General features: G+C 38.7%; 13 protein-coding genes. 7 read left to right on the forward strand and 6 right to left on the reverse strand.

The genetic code is table 11. From position 1 onward, the window contains the following. The first annotated feature begins 197 nt into the window (after window positions 1-197). The 6 genes from QL995_RS04150 to QL995_RS04175 all read left to right on the forward strand — a co-directional run bounded on the left by QL995_RS04150 (window position 198) and on the right by QL995_RS04175 (window position 5,636). Window positions 198-902 (forward strand): DUF2982 domain-containing protein, encoded by a 705-nt coding sequence (locus QL995_RS04150; protein ID WP_290293098.1) that lies wholly within the window; start codon window positions 198-200, stop codon window positions 900-902. Between the two features lie 22 nt (window positions 903-924). Next, window positions 925-1,257: a hypothetical protein gene (locus QL995_RS04155; RefSeq protein WP_007581673.1), complete on the forward strand. Its 333-nt coding sequence runs from the start codon at window positions 925-927 to the stop codon at window positions 1,255-1,257. 69 nt (window positions 1,258-1,326) lie between these two features. Beyond that, window positions 1,327-2,976, forward strand: a complete 1,650-nt coding sequence (locus QL995_RS04160) for a DUF1566 domain-containing protein (protein WP_290293101.1) — start codon at window positions 1,327-1,329, stop codon at window positions 2,974-2,976. A 9-nt stretch (window positions 2,977-2,985) separates the two neighbouring features. Then, the gene (locus tag QL995_RS04165; protein WP_024590014.1) at window positions 2,986-3,504 is read left to right on the forward strand and encodes a DUF1566 domain-containing protein; all 519 of its coding nucleotides are present in this window, start codon (window positions 2,986-2,988) and stop codon (window positions 3,502-3,504) included. A 165-nt stretch (window positions 3,505-3,669) separates the two neighbouring features. Next, window positions 3,670-4,587: an AAA family ATPase gene (locus QL995_RS04170; protein ID WP_165734544.1), complete on the forward strand. Its 918-nt coding sequence runs from the start codon at window positions 3,670-3,672 to the stop codon at window positions 4,585-4,587. Window positions 4,588-4,598: 11 nt separating this feature from the next. Further along, window positions 4,599-5,636, forward strand: a complete 1,038-nt coding sequence (locus QL995_RS04175) for a general secretion pathway protein GspB (RefSeq protein WP_290293107.1) — start codon at window positions 4,599-4,601, stop codon at window positions 5,634-5,636. Between the two features lie 53 nt (window positions 5,637-5,689). On the opposite strand, the gene QL995_RS04180 is transcribed toward QL995_RS04175, so the two are convergent. Then, entirely contained in the window at window positions 5,690-6,883 is a 1,194-nt protein-coding gene (locus tag QL995_RS04180) for an HD-GYP domain-containing protein (protein ID WP_290293109.1), read from the reverse strand. Window positions 6,884-7,000: 117 nt separating this feature from the next. After that, complete coding sequence (gene putA, locus QL995_RS04185; RefSeq protein WP_010553201.1) at window positions 7,001-10,804, reverse strand: bifunctional proline dehydrogenase/L-glutamate gamma-semialdehyde dehydrogenase PutA; 3,804 nt, start codon at window positions 10,802-10,804, stop codon at window positions 7,001-7,003. A 169-nt stretch (window positions 10,805-10,973) separates the two neighbouring features. Here putA and QL995_RS04190 point away from each other — a divergent pair, with 169 nt between their 5' ends. Further along, window positions 10,974-11,456, forward strand: a complete 483-nt coding sequence (locus QL995_RS04190) for a winged helix-turn-helix transcriptional regulator (RefSeq protein ID WP_024590009.1) — start codon at window positions 10,974-10,976, stop codon at window positions 11,454-11,456. A 78-nt stretch (window positions 11,457-11,534) separates the two neighbouring features. Here QL995_RS04190 and QL995_RS04195 read toward each other — a convergent pair whose 3' ends face one another. The 4 genes from QL995_RS04195 to QL995_RS04210 all read right to left on the reverse strand — a co-directional run bounded on the left by QL995_RS04195 (window position 11,535) and on the right by QL995_RS04210 (window position 17,382). After that, a complete protein-coding gene (locus QL995_RS04195) occupies window positions 11,535-12,524 on the reverse strand; it encodes a sensor domain-containing diguanylate cyclase (protein ID WP_007581681.1) in 990 nt (329 codons plus the stop codon). 205 nt (window positions 12,525-12,729) lie between these two features. After that, the gene (locus tag QL995_RS04200; RefSeq protein ID WP_290293113.1) at window positions 12,730-13,107 is read right to left on the reverse strand and encodes a DP-EP family protein; all 378 of its coding nucleotides are present in this window, start codon (window positions 13,105-13,107) and stop codon (window positions 12,730-12,732) included. Window positions 13,108-13,123: 16 nt separating this feature from the next. After that, window positions 13,124-16,378, reverse strand: a complete 3,255-nt coding sequence (locus QL995_RS04205) for a winged helix-turn-helix domain-containing protein (protein ID WP_290293114.1) — start codon at window positions 16,376-16,378, stop codon at window positions 13,124-13,126. Between the two features lie 167 nt (window positions 16,379-16,545). Then, window positions 16,546-17,382 (reverse strand): mechanosensitive ion channel family protein, encoded by an 837-nt coding sequence (locus tag QL995_RS04210; protein WP_002958733.1) that lies wholly within the window; start codon window positions 17,380-17,382, stop codon window positions 16,546-16,548.

Below are 17,382 nucleotides of genomic sequence, written 5' to 3' on the forward strand. Positions count from 1 at the left end.
GGAAAAGACGGTTATGTGTCTCATAAATTTGTGCGTTAAGCGTAAAAGTAAATAAGATTTATTCATTGTTCCTATTTTGTTGAGGAAAAAGCGGTAATGTATGAAATTTAAAACCACCTGTAACTTATGTATAACAACAAGAAAGGTCATCATTTGGGCTGTTATTATGTTTGTTTTTTATATGGTGTTTTACCAATATGGATAAATCTAACAATGTCATTAAGTTTCGGGCACAAGGTGCGCGAAACGCAATTGAGGTGCTTGTTGCAGGTGCAATTGGTTTAGTTTTTATTATGTTGTTTAATTTACTGAGGCCGGGTGAGATTAGCATACTTGAAATATTTTTAGTAAGCTTGTGTATTGCCGCTATTTTTATTGGATATTTAAAAACTCAAGAGCCATATCATAGCCTTATATTAAATGAGTCTGAGCTCGTTTATTGCCATAAATACGGAGCTTGGTGTATGCCTCATAGTAACTTTCATCACAGTGGTATACCCAAAGTAGAAGATGGCTTTGATTATTTAGAATTAAATGCGGTTGGTATAAAGGTAAACGACATAGATGACTTTTTAACAAGCATAACGCCTCGAATTGCAGGGAAATTATTAATAGAGCAGCGTAATTTATTTATGCAAGTTGTTCAAAAACATTGCAAAAATGGCAATTGCCCATCAGAATGGCTAATAGAAGATACACATTACACATCCCATAAAGGGATAAGCTATACTGGTCTTATAGCTATGTTTGCTAACAGGACTAAGCACCTTCAACTGTTAACCGGTTACGATTTATTATTACCAGCCAGTGTGTTAGATAGAGATATCTGGGCATTTAGTGCTAACTTAAATAAGTGGAAGCGCGAGCCTAGTCAGTTTATAGCGTCGCAAATTAATAATTAAGCTGCGACTGTAGGAAAGAAAAATGAGTCAAGAGAGAGCCTTTTTAAAAAGTGGTCGAAACACCATAATACATAAAGATAAAAAGCATGATTTAGTGATTGTAAACTCTGAAATTCATCCTAAAATTAAAGTGACTCAACATGGCTTAGAGCCATTTAAAGAAGAGTTACCTAAAAACCGCCGTGATGCAAAAGATCGCTATTTAGAAATAGTCTATGTTGGAAGCCCTGATGTATTTGGCGAAGAAAAACAATTACTATTTATTCAAGCTTTAGATGGGCGTGAATACAAAGTAGATTACAGTAAAATCGGTACGAAGTTGTTTGTACGCATTCATCAAGATACATATATGTAGTACTTTAATGGCATCTTTATTGCTAGTAATTACACTATAGTAATTATTTGACATAATAAGGTGCTGCGTATGAAAGCGTTTGCTTTAATCCCCCTCATTTCTTGCGGTTTGCTGAGTGCGTGTGGAGGAGGTGGCGGTGATAGCGATAATACAGTTGTAGAAACATCTGTTAATGCTGGAACCGATTTACAAATTATCGAAAAAACTGAATTTACCATCACAGCACAAGGTTCCCCCGCTGATGGTACGTTTTCATGGCAACAAGTTAGCGGCCCAAGCTTAGAAGGTTTTCCGCTTGATGGCGCAGATCAAACATTGACAGCCCCTGACGTAAAAACTGATAGTGAAATAATCTTAAGAGTAAGCTATCAAAGCACCGGTAGTAGCGCTGTTAGTGACGACATTTCTATTTCAGTGAGCTCTAATAATCAACTTCCTCTCGCTGTTGTTACCCAAACATCTCCTGAAACACTTCCTTCTGTATACAAAGACACAGTGACTTTGAGCGCCCTTGAGTCGAGCGATCCTGATGATAATGGCCAAATTGATAGTTATTTGTGGCAACTGCTATCAGGTCCTGATTTAGATATTGCTAGCTTTAATGAGTCAACTCTTAGCTTTTCTCATCCTTTACTAGAAAGTAACGTAAATTTGTCTTGGCAGCTAACAGTCACTGATGATGAAGGCGGTGAGGCGAGTACTCAATATTCAATGACGCTTAATAAAACAAATGAACTAGTGGATGCAAATGCAGGCGCTGATCAAAATGTCGAAGAGTTTGAAGAAGTAACGCTTGATGCAACGAATAGCGAAACTGTCACCGATACCTATCAGTGTAAGTGGCAACAACTTACCGGTAATAGCGAAACATTAAGTAATAGCGACCAATGTACAACGACATTTTTTGCCTCTGATGTAGATACTGAATCCACGTTGAGCTTTGAAGTAACGGTAACCGACTCAAAAGGACGCACCGATACAGATTCTTTATTTGTTGATGTATCACCAAAAGCGCTTGGGCTTATAAACGATAGTGGTGTTGGTGAGTGCTATAACAACACCCAACGCATTAACTGTGAAAGCGATGACTTTCCAGCGCAAGATGCTGAACTTGGACGCGATAGCTATGCAAACCGCTTAGATAAGGTTGGTAAAGGTAATTTAGCGTTTGATTACACTAAACTTAATCAGTTTGCGGATGAAGTTGGTGATGATAGTAGTGACTTTACCTGTATACGCGATAATGTTACTGGACTTGTATGGGAAGTAAAAAGTGAATCCTCAGGAGTATTGCCAAATACAAGCTTGCGTGAGGGGCAAAATCATTACTTTTGGGATTTAGGCGACACTACTTTTACCGATACTAGTACAGCCAATTCAACTTGTCCGGATGATACCAGTTGCGGCGTGCAAAGCTATATAAACGAAGTGAATAGCTTAGATTTCTGTGGTGGTACAAACTGGCGCTTACCAACTTATAACGAGCTTTTAGGTTTAATTGATTACGGGAAACAAGGGCAAAGCATATTAATTGATGAGGTGTTTTTCCCCAATATGCCAAGTGAAAGTGCATTAAGTCACTTACGTTATTGGACTTCACAAACTGCAGCCGATGGTACAAGTTTATCGCAAGCGTACATTATTGATATGAGTGATGGTAACGATCTTGCTTATCCAAAAGAAAATACTGCGTATGTTCGTTTAGTTAGAAGCCGTTAGGAGAAAATAATGAGATTAAAATTACTCTATGCACTAGCAACTATAAGCTTGAGCTTTAATATTGCAGCGGCGCAAACGTGCTACGACGGTGCAGATACCACAACGCCGACAGATAGATTTACCATAAATACAGATGGCACAGTGTCTGATACCGAAACAGGCCTTATGTGGCAACGTTGTAGTTATGGGCAAATTTATAATACAGAGACGCAGCTTTGCGAAGGCTCTACACCTTCTCTTACTTGGCAAGAAGCACTACGCGGTGCTAAAAATGATACAACCGCAGATTACGATGATTGGCAAATGCCTAACATTAAAGAGTTGGCAAGTATTTTAGAGCACAGTTGCACCGAGCCGAGCATTAATGAAGAGGTGTTTTTTGGTACTAAGCTTCAAAACTATTGGTCAAATACATCGGGTGTGAGCACGATGAGCTCTGCATGGGTTTATCAATTTGATAGTGGGCTGAATAGCTTGCACGCCAAAACTAGTAATGTGTATTTACGGTTAGTTCGCTACGAAGAATAAAGTACTTACTAAGATTAGACAGATGAAAGTGCAGCCTTAAAACCGCTGCATTTTTTTGTTTTACATAAATTTACGTTATTTCAATAATAAAGCGCTTACAACGTTGTCACTTAGTGCGTTTTTTTGCCATTATAGGCCGTGATTTAATTACGAAGGAACATCACGGTGTATTTAAGCTATTTTGGCCTGAATGAAAAACCTTTTTCAATTTCGCCCAACCCTCATTACTTATTTTTAAGTGAACGACATAAAGAAGCCTTAGCACACCTTACCTATGGATTAGGTGAAGATGGTGGTTTTGTATTATTAACAGGCGAAGTGGGTACTGGTAAAACTACAATTACCCGCAGTATGTTAGAGCAGTTACCTGAAAACACGCAAGTAGCGATGATCCATAACCCAGCACTTTCAGAGCTAGAGTTATTGGCTAGTATTTGTGATGAGCTCAACATTAGTTACGATGCTAATAATGCGACGCTTAAAAGTCTTACCGATATTATAAAAAAGCACTTAGAGACCAATAATAAATCGGGCGGGCACACCATACTTATAATTGATGAAGCGCAGTTACTTGCCCCTAATGTGCTTGAACAATTACGCTTGCTGACAAATATAGAAACCGATCATAAAAAATTATTACAAATAGTATTGGTTGGTCAACCTGAGCTACAAGAGCTTTTAAAGCGCAATGAATTAAGGCAACTCGCCCAGAGAATAACAGCTCGTTACCATTTATTACCACTTACACAAGGCCAAACAGTTGCTTACATAAAGCATCGGTTACATGTTGCAGGATGTGATAAAGGAATTTTTTCGATGGATGCCATGCAAGCTGTTCATCAATTAACCGGTGGTGTGCCACGATTAATGAACTTGGTATGTGAGCGAGCTTTGGTAGGCACTTTTGCAAAGCAGCAGTTGATAGTTGATAGCGATATAATAAAAAAATCAGCACATGAGTCATTACCCATGGATTTTGTAGCGCCAGTTAATGAGTCCAACAAAGCAACGTCATTTGTACCATATAGCCTTGCATTCGCTGCTTTATTTGCCGTAGGCATTGGGCTTTCATTTATTTTATAGTTAGGTAAGTTATGTCTTATTTATTAGATGCGCTAAAGCAGTCGCAGCAATCAGATATGAGTGCTGAGCAATACGACTTACAATCAGAGCAGTTAAAGCAACAGCAAGCACTAAAGCGTTATAGACGATTAGCGTTAGTATTTGGTACAAGCTTAGCTGCTTTTATTGCTGTAGCTGGTGGGTTTACTACTGGTAAGTGGTTTCAAGGTACTACTTTATTAAACACATCGGAACCCGCTGTAATTAAGGTGGTTGAAAGCGAAAAATCGTCACCTAAAGAACAAGTTAAAGAGGTAGATGCCGCAGTTGAAAAACAGCAAATAGCTAAGTTAGAACCCGCTAAAGTAGCTCCAACAAATACTGCAACGATTGAAGGGCAACTTGTACATGTGCAAACACCTAACGGTGTACAGCAAATGTTATTAACGCCTAATGGGCAATATATTCCTATGCCATCGAGTCCGGTCACGAGCGCAACGGGTTATAATCAGCAGAACGTGCAACAAGTAATGCCAGTTCAAAATTATAATCAGCCAGTATTTAATCCACAAAATAATTACAATCCAAGTAATACACAGAACGCTTCGGTATTTGGGCAAAGTCAAAATACAGCATCAGCTCAACTAGATATGAGTAAATATAAAGTACTAGGTAAGCCAATTAATGGTAACAACCAATCTCAACAGATGAGCGATCCTGAGCTTGATGAGGTGCCTACAACACTTAAAAATGCGTTTGCGCAAGCTATACAAGACGTCGAAAAAAATCAGGATTATGAAGTTACCCACGCATCAAAAACGTCATCACGTGTTGAGCCTGTAGAATTACTACCAGATGGTTTGCAATCAATGTTGCCTAGTATTAAATATCAAGCGCATATTTATTCATCGAGTGCTGACAAGCGTTGGATCAAGCTAAATGGCCGAGAGCTACATGAAGGAGAGAGCATAGGCGCTTTAACTGTAAGAGAGATTACACCTGAGCAAAGTGTACTTGATTTTGATGGTTATGAGTTTAGCTTAAAGGCTTTGCAAGACTGGCCGCAGTAAACGCTTAGCTATTATGTTGAGAGCTCGGTAGAATGTTGAGCTCTCAATATTGCTTAGGATAATATTGAGTTTTTATAAAAGCGTTCTAAATCAATATTATATTCTTTAGGTTTCACCGCTGATTCAAGGGTGTCTAAGGTTTTTTTATTAGATAAATCGATATCTTTTATCTCTGTATAGCGACTATGTTTGGCGCTGTAAAATGTTTTAACGATAGGCTTTAGTGGTGTACTGGGATTACTCTCGGTCACTAAACCAACTTTTTGACTCGATAATCTAACGAGCGTTCCTACCGGATGAATACCAATACATTGAATAAACTTATTAAGCAGCACGGGATCGAAGCTATCTGGGCATCCGTCTTTTAGTATTTTAAAGGCTTTTATTGGCTCCATGCCTGCTTTGTAAACACGTTCTGCGGTAAGTGCATCATACACATCTACAATTGATGCCATACGTACGTACTGGCTTATTTCATCGCCCTTTTTACCAAACGGGTAGCCTTTACCATCAAGCCTTTCATGATGCATACCTGCAATATCAACCGCAACACCAGTTAAGCCAGACTCTTCTAATATTTCTTTACTGAAAAGCGAGTGCATTTTCATTATTTTAAATTCATCATCGGTAAAGCGACCCGGCTTATTGAGTATTTCATCAGGGATTTTTATCTTACCAATGTCGTGTAAAAGTGCGCCGGTAGTCAGTTCAACGATAATGTTTTTTTCTATACCTAAATGCTTAGCGAAAATCCCCATTAATATCGATACATTAATAGAGTGCTCAAGTAGGTAAGCATCTTTTTGGCGCATTTGGGTAAGGCAGGCTAGGGCATCTTGGTTTCTAAAAACAGAGTCCATAAAGCCACTTGCCAGCTCTTTGAACGGTGCAATATCTATATCGCGGCCTGCTTTAATATCTTTAAATGCTTTTATTTGCAGTGTTTTAGCTTCGTCATACAGTTTTTTTGCCTTTCCCATTTCTTGTTCGGCACTGTGTGTTTTTTGCCAAGGGTCACGCTTTATTTTTGTTGCAGGTACAGCAATAGGAGCTTTTTCAGGGACTGATTCAATGAGGGTTTTATCAGGGTCGATTTCTACTTCTAAAATGCCTGCTTTTATTAGGTTATTAATACCAGCCTGAGTTTTAACCCAGCCTTGATTTTTAATTTTAATACTGCCAGTTTGTCTAGTAACGCTTTGCACAAACATACCAGGCAGTAACTGACCTACAGGAATTATTTTCAAATTTATTACTTCTATTGTTAATCTTTCATTAAGCTAACAAATATATACGTTACTACCTAATAAAAAAGGCACTTTTCAGTGCCTTTTTTATTTTTTAGTTAAAAAGCATTAGCTTAATTATTCATCATCTTCAACAAGCGTCATTAGTGATGTGTTACCACCTGATGCTGTTGTATCAATACTGATTGTTTTTTCAGTAATAAGACGTTTGATTAATGTATCGTAATACTCAGAGCTAATTACTGGTAAAATAGCACCTTTACGCTGTGCAAGCTGTTGACTAAAGTAGCCCAAGCGAGACGAGCGAGCAGCAACTACCGCACCGGCTAAATGAGGGTGCGCCAAAATAGCTTGTAACTGGTTAGGTTTAGCTACTTGGAAAACACCTTCTGCAACACCTGTAGAGATAAATTTATCTTTAAAGGCAACTGCTTCATCATAAAACAGCTCAGACGCTACAGTAATTACCGTATTACCTGCGGCAATAGCAGTGATGATAGACAATGCCCAGAAGTTAAATGATGTGCTCTTATCTGCATAACACACTACACAACCACGTGCTTCTAGATGAAGTGTATTAGACTCACCCGTTGGCCCAGGCAGGGTAGTAAACTTACGCATGTGCTTTTCAAGGCGGTTAAGCTGTGCACGTGCTTCTGATAATGTTAATGCTAAGTCGTCTGCTAAATCGTCGATAATTTCTACCGTCGCGATTTTAGCAAGCAACTGACGTACAGCCGAAACACGGTCGTTTAGTGGTGTTGCACGCCAGATTTTCTCATCGCGCATTGAGTTAGCCATTAGCTTTTTAACTTGCTCATTCGCACCGCTGTAGTGGTGTAAATCAAGTTCGTCAGGCGTTAGGTTAGTCATTTGTACGTTATCTGGTGATGCTTTTTCTTTTACTAAACGTTGTAGGTAGTTAGGGCCACCGGCTTTAGGGCCAGTACCTGATAAACCACGGCCACCAAACGGTTGCACACCAACAATGGCACCAATCATGTTTCGGTTAATGTAAACATTACCCGCACGTGACATTTTAGCAAGGTACTCACAGCGCTCTTCGATACGTGAGTGAACACCCATTGTCAGACCATAGCCCGTGTTATTTATTTGATCCATCACATCATCAAGTTCATTCGATTTAAAGCGAACAATATGAACACATGGGCCAAATACTTCACGTTTAAGTACTGATAAGTCTTTAATTTCGTATAAACGAGGAGCAAAAAAGTATGCGCCATTTTGAGTATTATCAGGAATTTTACATTCGTAATGAAGTATAGAATTACCTTTTAAGTACTCAACGTGTTCATTTAAGTTTTTAAGTGCTTTTTCATCAATTACCGGACCAACATCAGTTGATAGTAACGATGGGTCGCCAATGTGTAACTCAGCTAGAGCGCCTTTAAGCATTTCGATAATGCCATCTGCTACGTCATCTTGAATGAATAAAACACGAAGAGCAGAACAACGTTGGCCAGCACTTTGAAAACCAGAACTGATCACATCGTCAACTACTTGCTCAGGAAGCGCCGTTGAGTCAACAATCATACAGTTTTGGCCACCTGTTTCTGCAATTAACGGTACTTGAATATCGTTACGTGCAGCAAGTGTTTGAGAAATTAATGTGCCTGTTTCAGTAGAACCTGTAAACATAACCGCTTGAATGCGCTCATCTGGAACAATTGTTTTACCTACTTCTGAGCCGCGAGCGATAACAGGTTGAACAACGTGCTCAGGTAAACCAACAGATAGCATTAGTTCAATTGCACGAAGGGCGATTAAACTTGTTTGCTCAGCAGGCTTAGCAATTACAGTGTTACCTGTAACAATCGCAGCAGCAACTTGACCTAAAAATATTGCAAGCGGGAAGTTCCACGGGCTAATACATAAAATAACGCCACGGGCTTCAAAACGCTCATCTTTAGATAACTCTTCAGCGCGCGCTGCGTAGTAACGACAAAAATCAACCGCTTCACGTACTTCATCAATACCATCTTGCGCTACTTTACCCGCTTCTTTAATACAGATAGCGACTAGTTCATCATGATGACGCTCTAAAATGTCAGCAACGCGGCGCAGTAAATTAGCACGCTCTTTTACTGGTGTTTGTGACCATGATTCAAGTGCCGCTTCAGCGTTAGCCAGTAATACTTTCATCTCTTCGCCAGTTTGTAACTTAACGTGGCCGATGATTTCTTTGTGATTTGCTGGGTTTTTAACAGCCAATGAGCCTTCTGGTACTTGGCTCTGCTCAATTAAGTGCTCATTAAACCATGTTTCAAGATTCTCTTTGAAAGGGGTAATAACGTTAATATCGGTTAAATCCATGCCTTTAGAGTTAGCACGTTCTTCACCGTATAAATCAATTGGCATTTTGATTTGCGTATTGTACTTGTTACGCAGGCCTTGCAGTGTTTCTACAGGGTCTGGTAGTAATGATTCAACAGGTTTTGTTGTATCTACAATCGCGTTTACAAATGATGAGTTAGCACCATTTTCTAACAAACGACGAACAAGGTAAGCAAGTAGGTCTTCGTGTTGACCAACCGGTGCATATACACGACATTGAATTTTTTCTTCGTTAACGATTTGGTCGAATAATGATTCACCCATACCGTGCAAACGTTGAAATTCAAAACCGGTGTTGTCGCCTTTCGCTACTTCTAAAATAGTCGCGGCAGTGTAAGCGTTATGTGTAGCAAATTGTGGATAAAGTACGTCGCGCGCTTCAAGCATTTTAATTGCACATGCTTTGTAAGAAACATCGGTTGTTGCTTTACGAGTAAATACAGGGAAATGCTCTAAACCATCTTGTTGTGTGGTTTTGATTTCAGTATCCCAGTACGCGCCCTTAACTAAACGTACCATCATTTTACGACCAACACGGGTTGCAAGGTCTGTTAGCCATTCAATTACAAAAATAGCGCGTTTTTGATACGCTTGAACCGCTAAGCCAAATCCTTGCCAATCACCAAGATCTTCATCACTAAATACCGCTTCAATGACATCTAATGAAATATCTAAACGGTCAGCTTCTTCAGCATCAACGGTAAAGCCGATATCGTATTTCTTAGCAGCAAGCGCAAGTTCTTTTAACTTAGGGACTATTTCTTCCATCACACGGTCTTTATGAGTGAACTCATAGCGCGGATGAATAGCAGAAAGCTTAACTGAAATACCAGGGCTCTTAATTGGACCACGACCATTTGCCGCTTTACCAATCGAGTGTATAGCATTCATGTAGCTGTCAAAGTAACGCTTCGCATCTTTCATTGTGCGCGCGCCTTCGCCTAGCATATCGTAAGAATATACATAACCTTTTTGCTCTGTATCGGCAGCACGTTCAATTGCTTCGTCAATGGTACGACCCATAACGAATTGCTTACCCATAATTTTCATAGCAAAATTTACAGACTTACGAATAACTGGCTCACCTAAACGACCAATGGTCTTTTTAAGCATGCCGAACTGTTGTTCTTTCGTTTTGTCTGTGTAGTTAACCATTTTACCGGTAACTAATAATCCCCAAGAAGACGCGTTTACGAATAAAGAATCGCTGCTGCCCAAATGAGAGCTCCAATCACCTTTCGCTAACTTGTCACGAATCAGTACATCTTGAGTTGCTTTGTCTGGTACGCGAAGCAGCGCTTCGGCCAAACACATTAATACAACGCCTTCTTCACTAGAGAGTGAAAATTCATTTAAAAGCGCATCAACACCGCCTTGCCCATCTTGCTCTTTACGAATGTTTAAAACAATCTGGCGGGCTCTTTCCCAGGCACGACTTCGTGCTTTTACGCCTACTTCTGCAAGCGGTAAAATATGATCAATAACCGCATTTTCATCTATGCGGTAGAAGTCACGGATTCTTTGTCTAATAGGACAAATCGTTGTTAAATCGCCGTTGAATAACATAAGCAACCCTCAGGAGTGTTAAGAATTAAAGTAAAATTAATTACCAATAAATTACCAGTGATATTGTGAGTGCATTCTAATTAAATTTCAGCAGAATATGCTGGTTAAATTTCGCGTTTTACGATAATTTACAGGGCATAAATTTAACTTATCCGCATAAAATTCTGTTATGACAATTCCAAATAGATTACGCATGCTAGATCGTATTGATTTAGCCATACTAGACGTTCTACAAAAGAACGGCAGAATTTCAAATGTTAACCTCGCAAAACAGGTTAATTTGAGTGCAAGCCCGTGCCTAGATCGTGTAAAACGATTAGAGCAAGAAGGCTATATCGAAGGCTACTACGCTAAGCTTAGCGAAGCAAAGCTTAATCAAAGCTTAGTAGCACATGTTCAAGTGTCGCTTGTTGCTTCAAATACAGCAGTATTTAAGGTATTTAGAGAGCATATACTAAGAATACAACAAGTCGTTGAATGCGACATGGTGGCAGGCGGTTATGATTATTTATTAAAAATTCGCGTTTCTAATATGGAAGAATATAGACAAGTTCTTGGCGACTTAGTCGATATTCCCGGCGTGGGCACTCATCATACTTATATGGTGATCGAAAAGATTAAAAAAGACGAAGGGCTGCTAATCGACATTTAAGCTTTTCTCAAGTAATAAAAAACCGCAATTGCGGTTTTTTATTTTAGTAGATAAAGGCTATACCAAATAGTTAGTACATCACCTTATACATAATTTATTACGACCTTCCGACTTCGCTCTATATAAAGCCGTATCAGCCGCGCATATTAATGCCTCAGATGTTCTGTACTGATTATCGTATTCACACGCTAAACCCTGGCTTACACTTATCTTTACATTCGCTGGCAAACCAATATCTCTAAAATTAATGTTGAGTATTTTTTCTTGAATACGTTTTGCGATCATTTCTGCATTTGAGACATGTGAGCGGGGTAATACAACAGCAAACTCCTCACCACCATAGCGTGCTACTAAACTATCTTTTGAGGGGAGGCAGTCTTCAATTGTTTGAGCTACTTTTTGCAAACATTTATCACCCTTTACATGACCAAAATTATCATTAAACAGTTTAAAAAAATCAATATCGATCAAGATAAAACTCAAAGGCTGTTTGTCTACTATGCATTCTTGCCAATTTTTAATAATCGCCTTTTCTAAAGTGCAGCGATTAGCGACGCCTGTAAGGTGATCTATTTTGGCTATGTTTTCGAGTACTTTATACTTTTTAACATGCCTAGAAATATCATGCATAATACAAATAAATAGAGGGATATTGTTTGTAGTTGATGCGGGTATACAAGAAATTGAGAGCTCTATATCTAAACAGTTACCATTGTTTTTTATTATTTTAACTTCTTTCGGGCCATGATTGAGTGGTGTTTGATAGTTGTTTTTCCAACTTTCAAACATGTATTGATAGTCATCGCGATACTGTTCTTGTAAACAATCTTGCCATTTTTTACCTATTAACGAGTCAGACGTAACATTAAAAAAACGAGCTGCAACGGGATTTACTGATTCAAACACTCCATCTGCATTAACAATAAAAATAGCATCGGCCATCACATTAGTGACATTAATAATTGCGCTTATTTTTTCATTGTTAACGGTATTAGAAATGCTGCTCATTAATGCAGATACAGCGTTGTCGGTGTTGTTTGCTCTGCTATTTTCATTATTGTTAGACATGGTGTTGCTCATTTTTATTGTTAATGAAACTTTATGTCTAGGAGTTTATTTAATTTATGGTTTTTAAACCTTTCGGTAACCTTCTTTTTTAATTTGTTGATTTTATTTGTTTTTATTGAAGTGTGTCAGTGCTTAGCTAAAAGGTAGTTAGGTTATAAATAAATTGCACTGGGGAAATTATGCTTGTGCAATTTAAAATCAATAATTAATTTTTGTCTTTATTTATAACTTGTGGGTCAGGGCTTGAATAAGGTTTATCATTACACTCAACGTTAAATATTAAACATGCAGTGCCTGAGTTTTTTGCTGTATCGGTGACGGTGATTGCTTGGCGGTTATCACTAAGTTCATAACTGAAATCTTGGGCACATGTTCCGATTTTATTAGTAATTGTAGCCCCCGTGAAAAAAAAGCCTAGCCTAACTGTTACAGGAGTTAAAGTGTAAGTACCTGCAGTTTCGGCTCTTACTGTACCGCCGCCGTCAACGGCTTTACCATTTTCTGTATAGCTAAAAACGGCCTCTTTTTTATCGTTAAACTCAATATGTACTTGAAAATCGACTTTTTCTAAGGTGGTATTCATGTTATTTCCTTTGTATTTATAGTTTAAAGTCAGTAATGCCTAGTTTTATCAGACTTGCTGTTATTGCTGGTATTTCGTTTGTTCGGTTTAAGCAGGTATATGCTTGTACCTGCGGGTACTTTACGTGAATACTTTGGTTTATTTTTACTGTTTGAGTAATAGCTTTAAGCGCATTTACGCAAAATTGCTCTCGCTGTTCGCTGGTCGAAGCTAATTTAGCTTTGAGCAGGTTTATATTTATGGGAGCTAAGTTATCTCTATTCTTCATTTTATTGGTTATGTAACGTTTATATTCGCCATCATTCTCAAGGGTTGTTAATAACTCTTGCGCTTTAAGAGGGAAGTTTCTGTCAATAAAATAGCGAGCCAGACTAATTTGTGTATTAATAGAATTGATACTATTAAAACCTTGTGATTTTAAGAAGCTAATAATTTTTCCTATTCTTGAATCTACTTTTTTGTCATAAGACAACATTATTAATTGCGCTAAAGAGCGATAATACATATGTTGAAATTCATTATTTTCTGGATCTTGCTTTAAAGCCTCATTTATATTTTCATTCGCAAAGCGAGCTTTTAAATAGGCCATTTTTTTATCAGGTAAATAGCTTAGTAAATAGCCTTGTTGCATATATATATTTGCTGACATATAAAAAAGACTCGCGTCATCAGGGTAGTGATTAGCCACCTTTTTGACCACAGCAACTGCATTGTCCAATATATACACTGCAGTGTTGAAGTTACCAAGCATACCTTCAGTTTTTGCAAGCCAACTAAGGGTATCTGCTTTATCACGCAATAAGTTTTTATTGTTGGGCTTTAGCACAAGCGCTTCGTTTTTAAGAGTAAGTGATTCGGTAAAGCTCTGTTTTGCCGCTTTATAATTAAATTGTTTTAAATACAAAGATCCCAGCGAATTATGTGAATACGACAACTCCATAATGGAATTAAAATCATTCGCTGCTAATGAATACATGGTTTCGCTATACATATGGTACTTTTTAAATAATGGCTCAGTGGCAGCGTAATCACTTTTATCATAATGAAGCTGGCCTAACCAAAAGGCATTGGCACCCGCAAGCGTTAGTAATTCTATATTGTTAGGCTGTATTTTTAATAATGCCTCAAGGCGGGTGCGGGCGTTTTCAAAGGCGGTAAAGGCTTCATCGGTTTTACCCCGTGAATAAGCTACTTCACCCATTGCTTCGAGGGTTTGTGCGTACTGGAAACGGTTGTTAAATTGTGCTTTATCATCGCTAAAGCTAAAGAGTGAACCTGATTCGTCTGTTTGATTTGTAAAATATTCAAGTGCTTTATTACTAATACCATCAAGTAAGTCCATACGCTTTACGCTACGCAGTTTGTCGGCAAAGTCACCCACCATAAACCCCAGTAAGCTTTCGGCCTCAAGCTGTTTTTTTTGCGCATGTTGCTGGGCCTTAAAACTAGTAAAGCTCATTAATAACGCGGTAAATGTAAGTAAGCACAATAAAGCAACGGTCACTCGTTTTACTCTTATTTTTGCTTTTGTTTTTTTAATAGAGCTTTTGATAAGAGCGTGCTCGTTATCATCTAATTTAAACAGTTTGTCGTTAAGTAATAGCTGCGCTTCTTGTTGCGGTTTACCTGGCGCTAGGAGGTAAGCACTACTTTTACCTTCATCTATCCAATTTTGCGCTTGGTGTTGTAAGCGGCTTTTTATTGCTAAGGCATCTTTATGGTCATTAATCCATCGTTTTGCGCGCGGCCATTGACGTAATAATGCCTCGTGAGCAAGGCTAAAACAGGCTTCTTGATTTTGTAAATGCGATACAAATAAACGGCTATCGACCATAGCTTGCACAAGCTCTTTTTGGCTTGTGTTCGTTAATGTTTGCCAGCGGGCAGCGCGGCTCGTAATGGTTTTACCATCTGGATTTAAAGTGATCAGTTGTGATAACACGCTTTTTAGTTGCTGTTGTTGCTCGTTGCTGAGGTCAATAAATATATCTTCTGCTTTTTTGCCTATGGCTCCCTCAATACCCCCGAGTTTTGTGTAAACACTGTGCAGTAGCTCGTTATTATCACTGCGCTGTAAGTACAGCTCTTGCAATGTGTATTGCAGCATGGGCAGTGCGTCAGGGTTATTGGCTGTATCGGCGCACAATATTTCATCCAGTGGTGTTTGGGTTTGTGGGTCATTGGAGAACGTTAAATTAGCGGTTAGCGCTGGCAGGCGAATAATTTGTTGAAGCTCTTGGCGATTTGGCGGTGTTAAATCGTAGTGCGCGCCATGAGCTTTGCCTGCCATTAGACTTGGTTGTTCAACCACTAAAGGGTAAAAGTCGTTACGACACGCACTAAATACAATCACAGTTTTAGAGGTTGCTAAGCGCTCAATAACTGATAAAAAATGGCTGCGTGTTTCGCTACTAAATAAAGGAGAAGAAAGCAGTACTTCTAAGCGGTCAATAAATAAAAATAACTGGGGTGTTTTAAGTTGTGTAGAGGCTTTGCTAAGTGCAATTTGTATGGCGTTGATTACGCCATCGATTGCCAATTCTAGTTGCTCTGCCAGTGTTTGCGCGCTTAATCCTTCAAACACAGGCTGGGCGTTTATATCCCAATCAAGTAATGCAGAAGCTAAGTCTAGAAAAAGTCTATTTTTATGCACATCTGCAAAGTCGATCTGGGTGTAGGAAATAACCCCGATGCCATTATAGCCTCGCTCATCTAGCAGTTTTGGTAAAATTCCAGCATTAACAAGCGAGGATTTACCTGTACCGCTAGGGCCAAGTATTAAGCAAAAAGCACGACCGTAATTTACCTGGCTAGATATCCTTTCCAGCAGGGTAGCTATGGATTGGGTGCGGCCAAAAAAAACGTGGGTATCATTTGGGTTATATGCACGCAGGCCTAAAAAAGGGGATCCTCCTTGCCATGTACTTTTAGTGCTTGGGATAGGATCAGCTAATGGAAAAGATAATTTTGCAATAATGCGGTAGCCACGTTTACGGATAGTCTCAATATAATGTGGTTCATTGGCTTTATCACCGAGCGCTTTTCTTAACTGAGTGATAGTTTTATGTAAAGGATTATCGCCAATATCAGTATTTTTCCAGCATTTATCGAGCAATTCATCGCTGCTTACAATGTCGCCATTTTGTTGACACAAATGCAATAAAACATCCATCGCTTTAGGCTCTAACTGTTTGGCTTTACCAGTGAGCTGAATTGAGTTAGTTGAAGGTGTTACTTGCCAATCGCCTAGGTAGAAGGGGTTGCGCATCATAATTACTCATTATTGTTTTTTTATTATTAAAATTAAGTGCGTATTGGTATTTATTAACACTATTTATATGGCAAATAAATCTATAACACAACTATTTGAGTTTATTCTGAGGAGAGGGGATAGGAAAGAATGAGCTTGCAGATATGCAAGCTCAATATAAAAATAAATTAGCTTTCTAAATCGGCTTTGTTAATTGTAATGACGCGTTGAGGGAATGGGATTTCAATATCAGCGTTATTAATTGCTTTATAAACACCGCCATTAATAGCCAGCTTGGTTTCAATAATTTTAGTAGTAGGCACCCAATATCGGTAGCTTATTGTAACGCCGCTATCGGCAAAGCGTTCAATACCCACTTGTGATAACGGATTTTGTGCGACTAATTCGTGTGCTTTAAGTACGTCTTCAATAAGGCTAATCGCATTATCAGAGCAAGCACTATAGGCTATGTCTATTTCACCTTTGACCAATGAGTAACTAAATGAGTTATGAAGTATTTCACCTACTATATGCTTATTTGGAATGGTGATTTCTACTTTTTCTTCATTGATTAAAATAGTGTAGCCAAGCTCAATTGTTTTAACTTGGCCGCTTACATTTTTAACTTCAATAGTATCACCAACAACAAAAGGTCGAGTGGCTATAATGGCAAGGCCCGCACCATAGTTAGAAAGCATTCCTTGCAGCGCTAAACCAGCACCTAAAGATGCAGCACCAATGGCTGCTACAAATGGCGTAACGCTGATACCTATTTTGCCAAGTGCAATAATTATAACCATTACAATTAGCAGTACTTTTACCACGCTACTGACAAAGTTAGTAAGCGTAATGTCAACGTTATGACGGGTCATTAACGCGGCTACAAATTTGGCAAGCTTTTGTGCTATCCACAAACCAATGAGGACGATAAAAATAGCGCCAACAATTTGCATACTGTAGGTAACCATATACTCAGTAAGCATGGTGTAATATTTTTCAAACTGTTCGATTTCAGAACTGATCAT

The organism is Pseudoalteromonas sp. APC 3358, assembly GCF_030408075.1.
GTDB lineage: Bacteria > Pseudomonadota > Gammaproteobacteria > Enterobacterales > Alteromonadaceae > Pseudoalteromonas > Pseudoalteromonas arctica.

Bases quoted from the DNA above. Each gene is read 5' to 3' on its own strand.
- QL995_RS04150 (WP_290293098.1), top strand. From the start codon at position 198: ATGGATAAATCTAACAATGTCATTAAGTTTCGGGCACAAGGTGCGCGA.
- QL995_RS04155 (WP_007581673.1), top strand. From the start codon at position 925: ATGAGTCAAGAGAGAGCCTTTTTAAAAAGTGGTCGAAACACCATAATA.
- QL995_RS04160 (WP_290293101.1), top strand. From the start codon at position 1,327: ATGAAAGCGTTTGCTTTAATCCCCCTCATTTCTTGCGGTTTGCTGAGT.
- QL995_RS04165 (WP_024590014.1), top strand. From the start codon at position 2,986: ATGAGATTAAAATTACTCTATGCACTAGCAACTATAAGCTTGAGCTTT.
- QL995_RS04175 (WP_290293107.1), top strand. From the start codon at position 4,599: ATGTCTTATTTATTAGATGCGCTAAAGCAGTCGCAGCAATCAGATATG.
- putA (WP_010553201.1), bottom strand. From the start codon at position 10,804: ATGTTATTCAACGGCGATTTAACAACGATTTGTCCTATTAGACAAAGA.
- QL995_RS04190 (WP_024590009.1), top strand. From the start codon at position 10,974: ATGACAATTCCAAATAGATTACGCATGCTAGATCGTATTGATTTAGCC.
- QL995_RS04195 (WP_007581681.1), bottom strand. From the start codon at position 12,524: ATGTCTAACAATAATGAAAATAGCAGAGCAAACAACACCGACAACGCT.
- QL995_RS04200 (WP_290293113.1), bottom strand. From the start codon at position 13,107: ATGAATACCACCTTAGAAAAAGTCGATTTTCAAGTACATATTGAGTTT.
- QL995_RS04205 (WP_290293114.1), bottom strand. From the start codon at position 16,378: ATGATGCGCAACCCCTTCTACCTAGGCGATTGGCAAGTAACACCTTCA.
- QL995_RS04210 (WP_002958733.1), bottom strand. From the start codon at position 17,382: ATGATCAGTTCTGAAATCGAACAGTTTGAAAAATATTACACCATGCTT.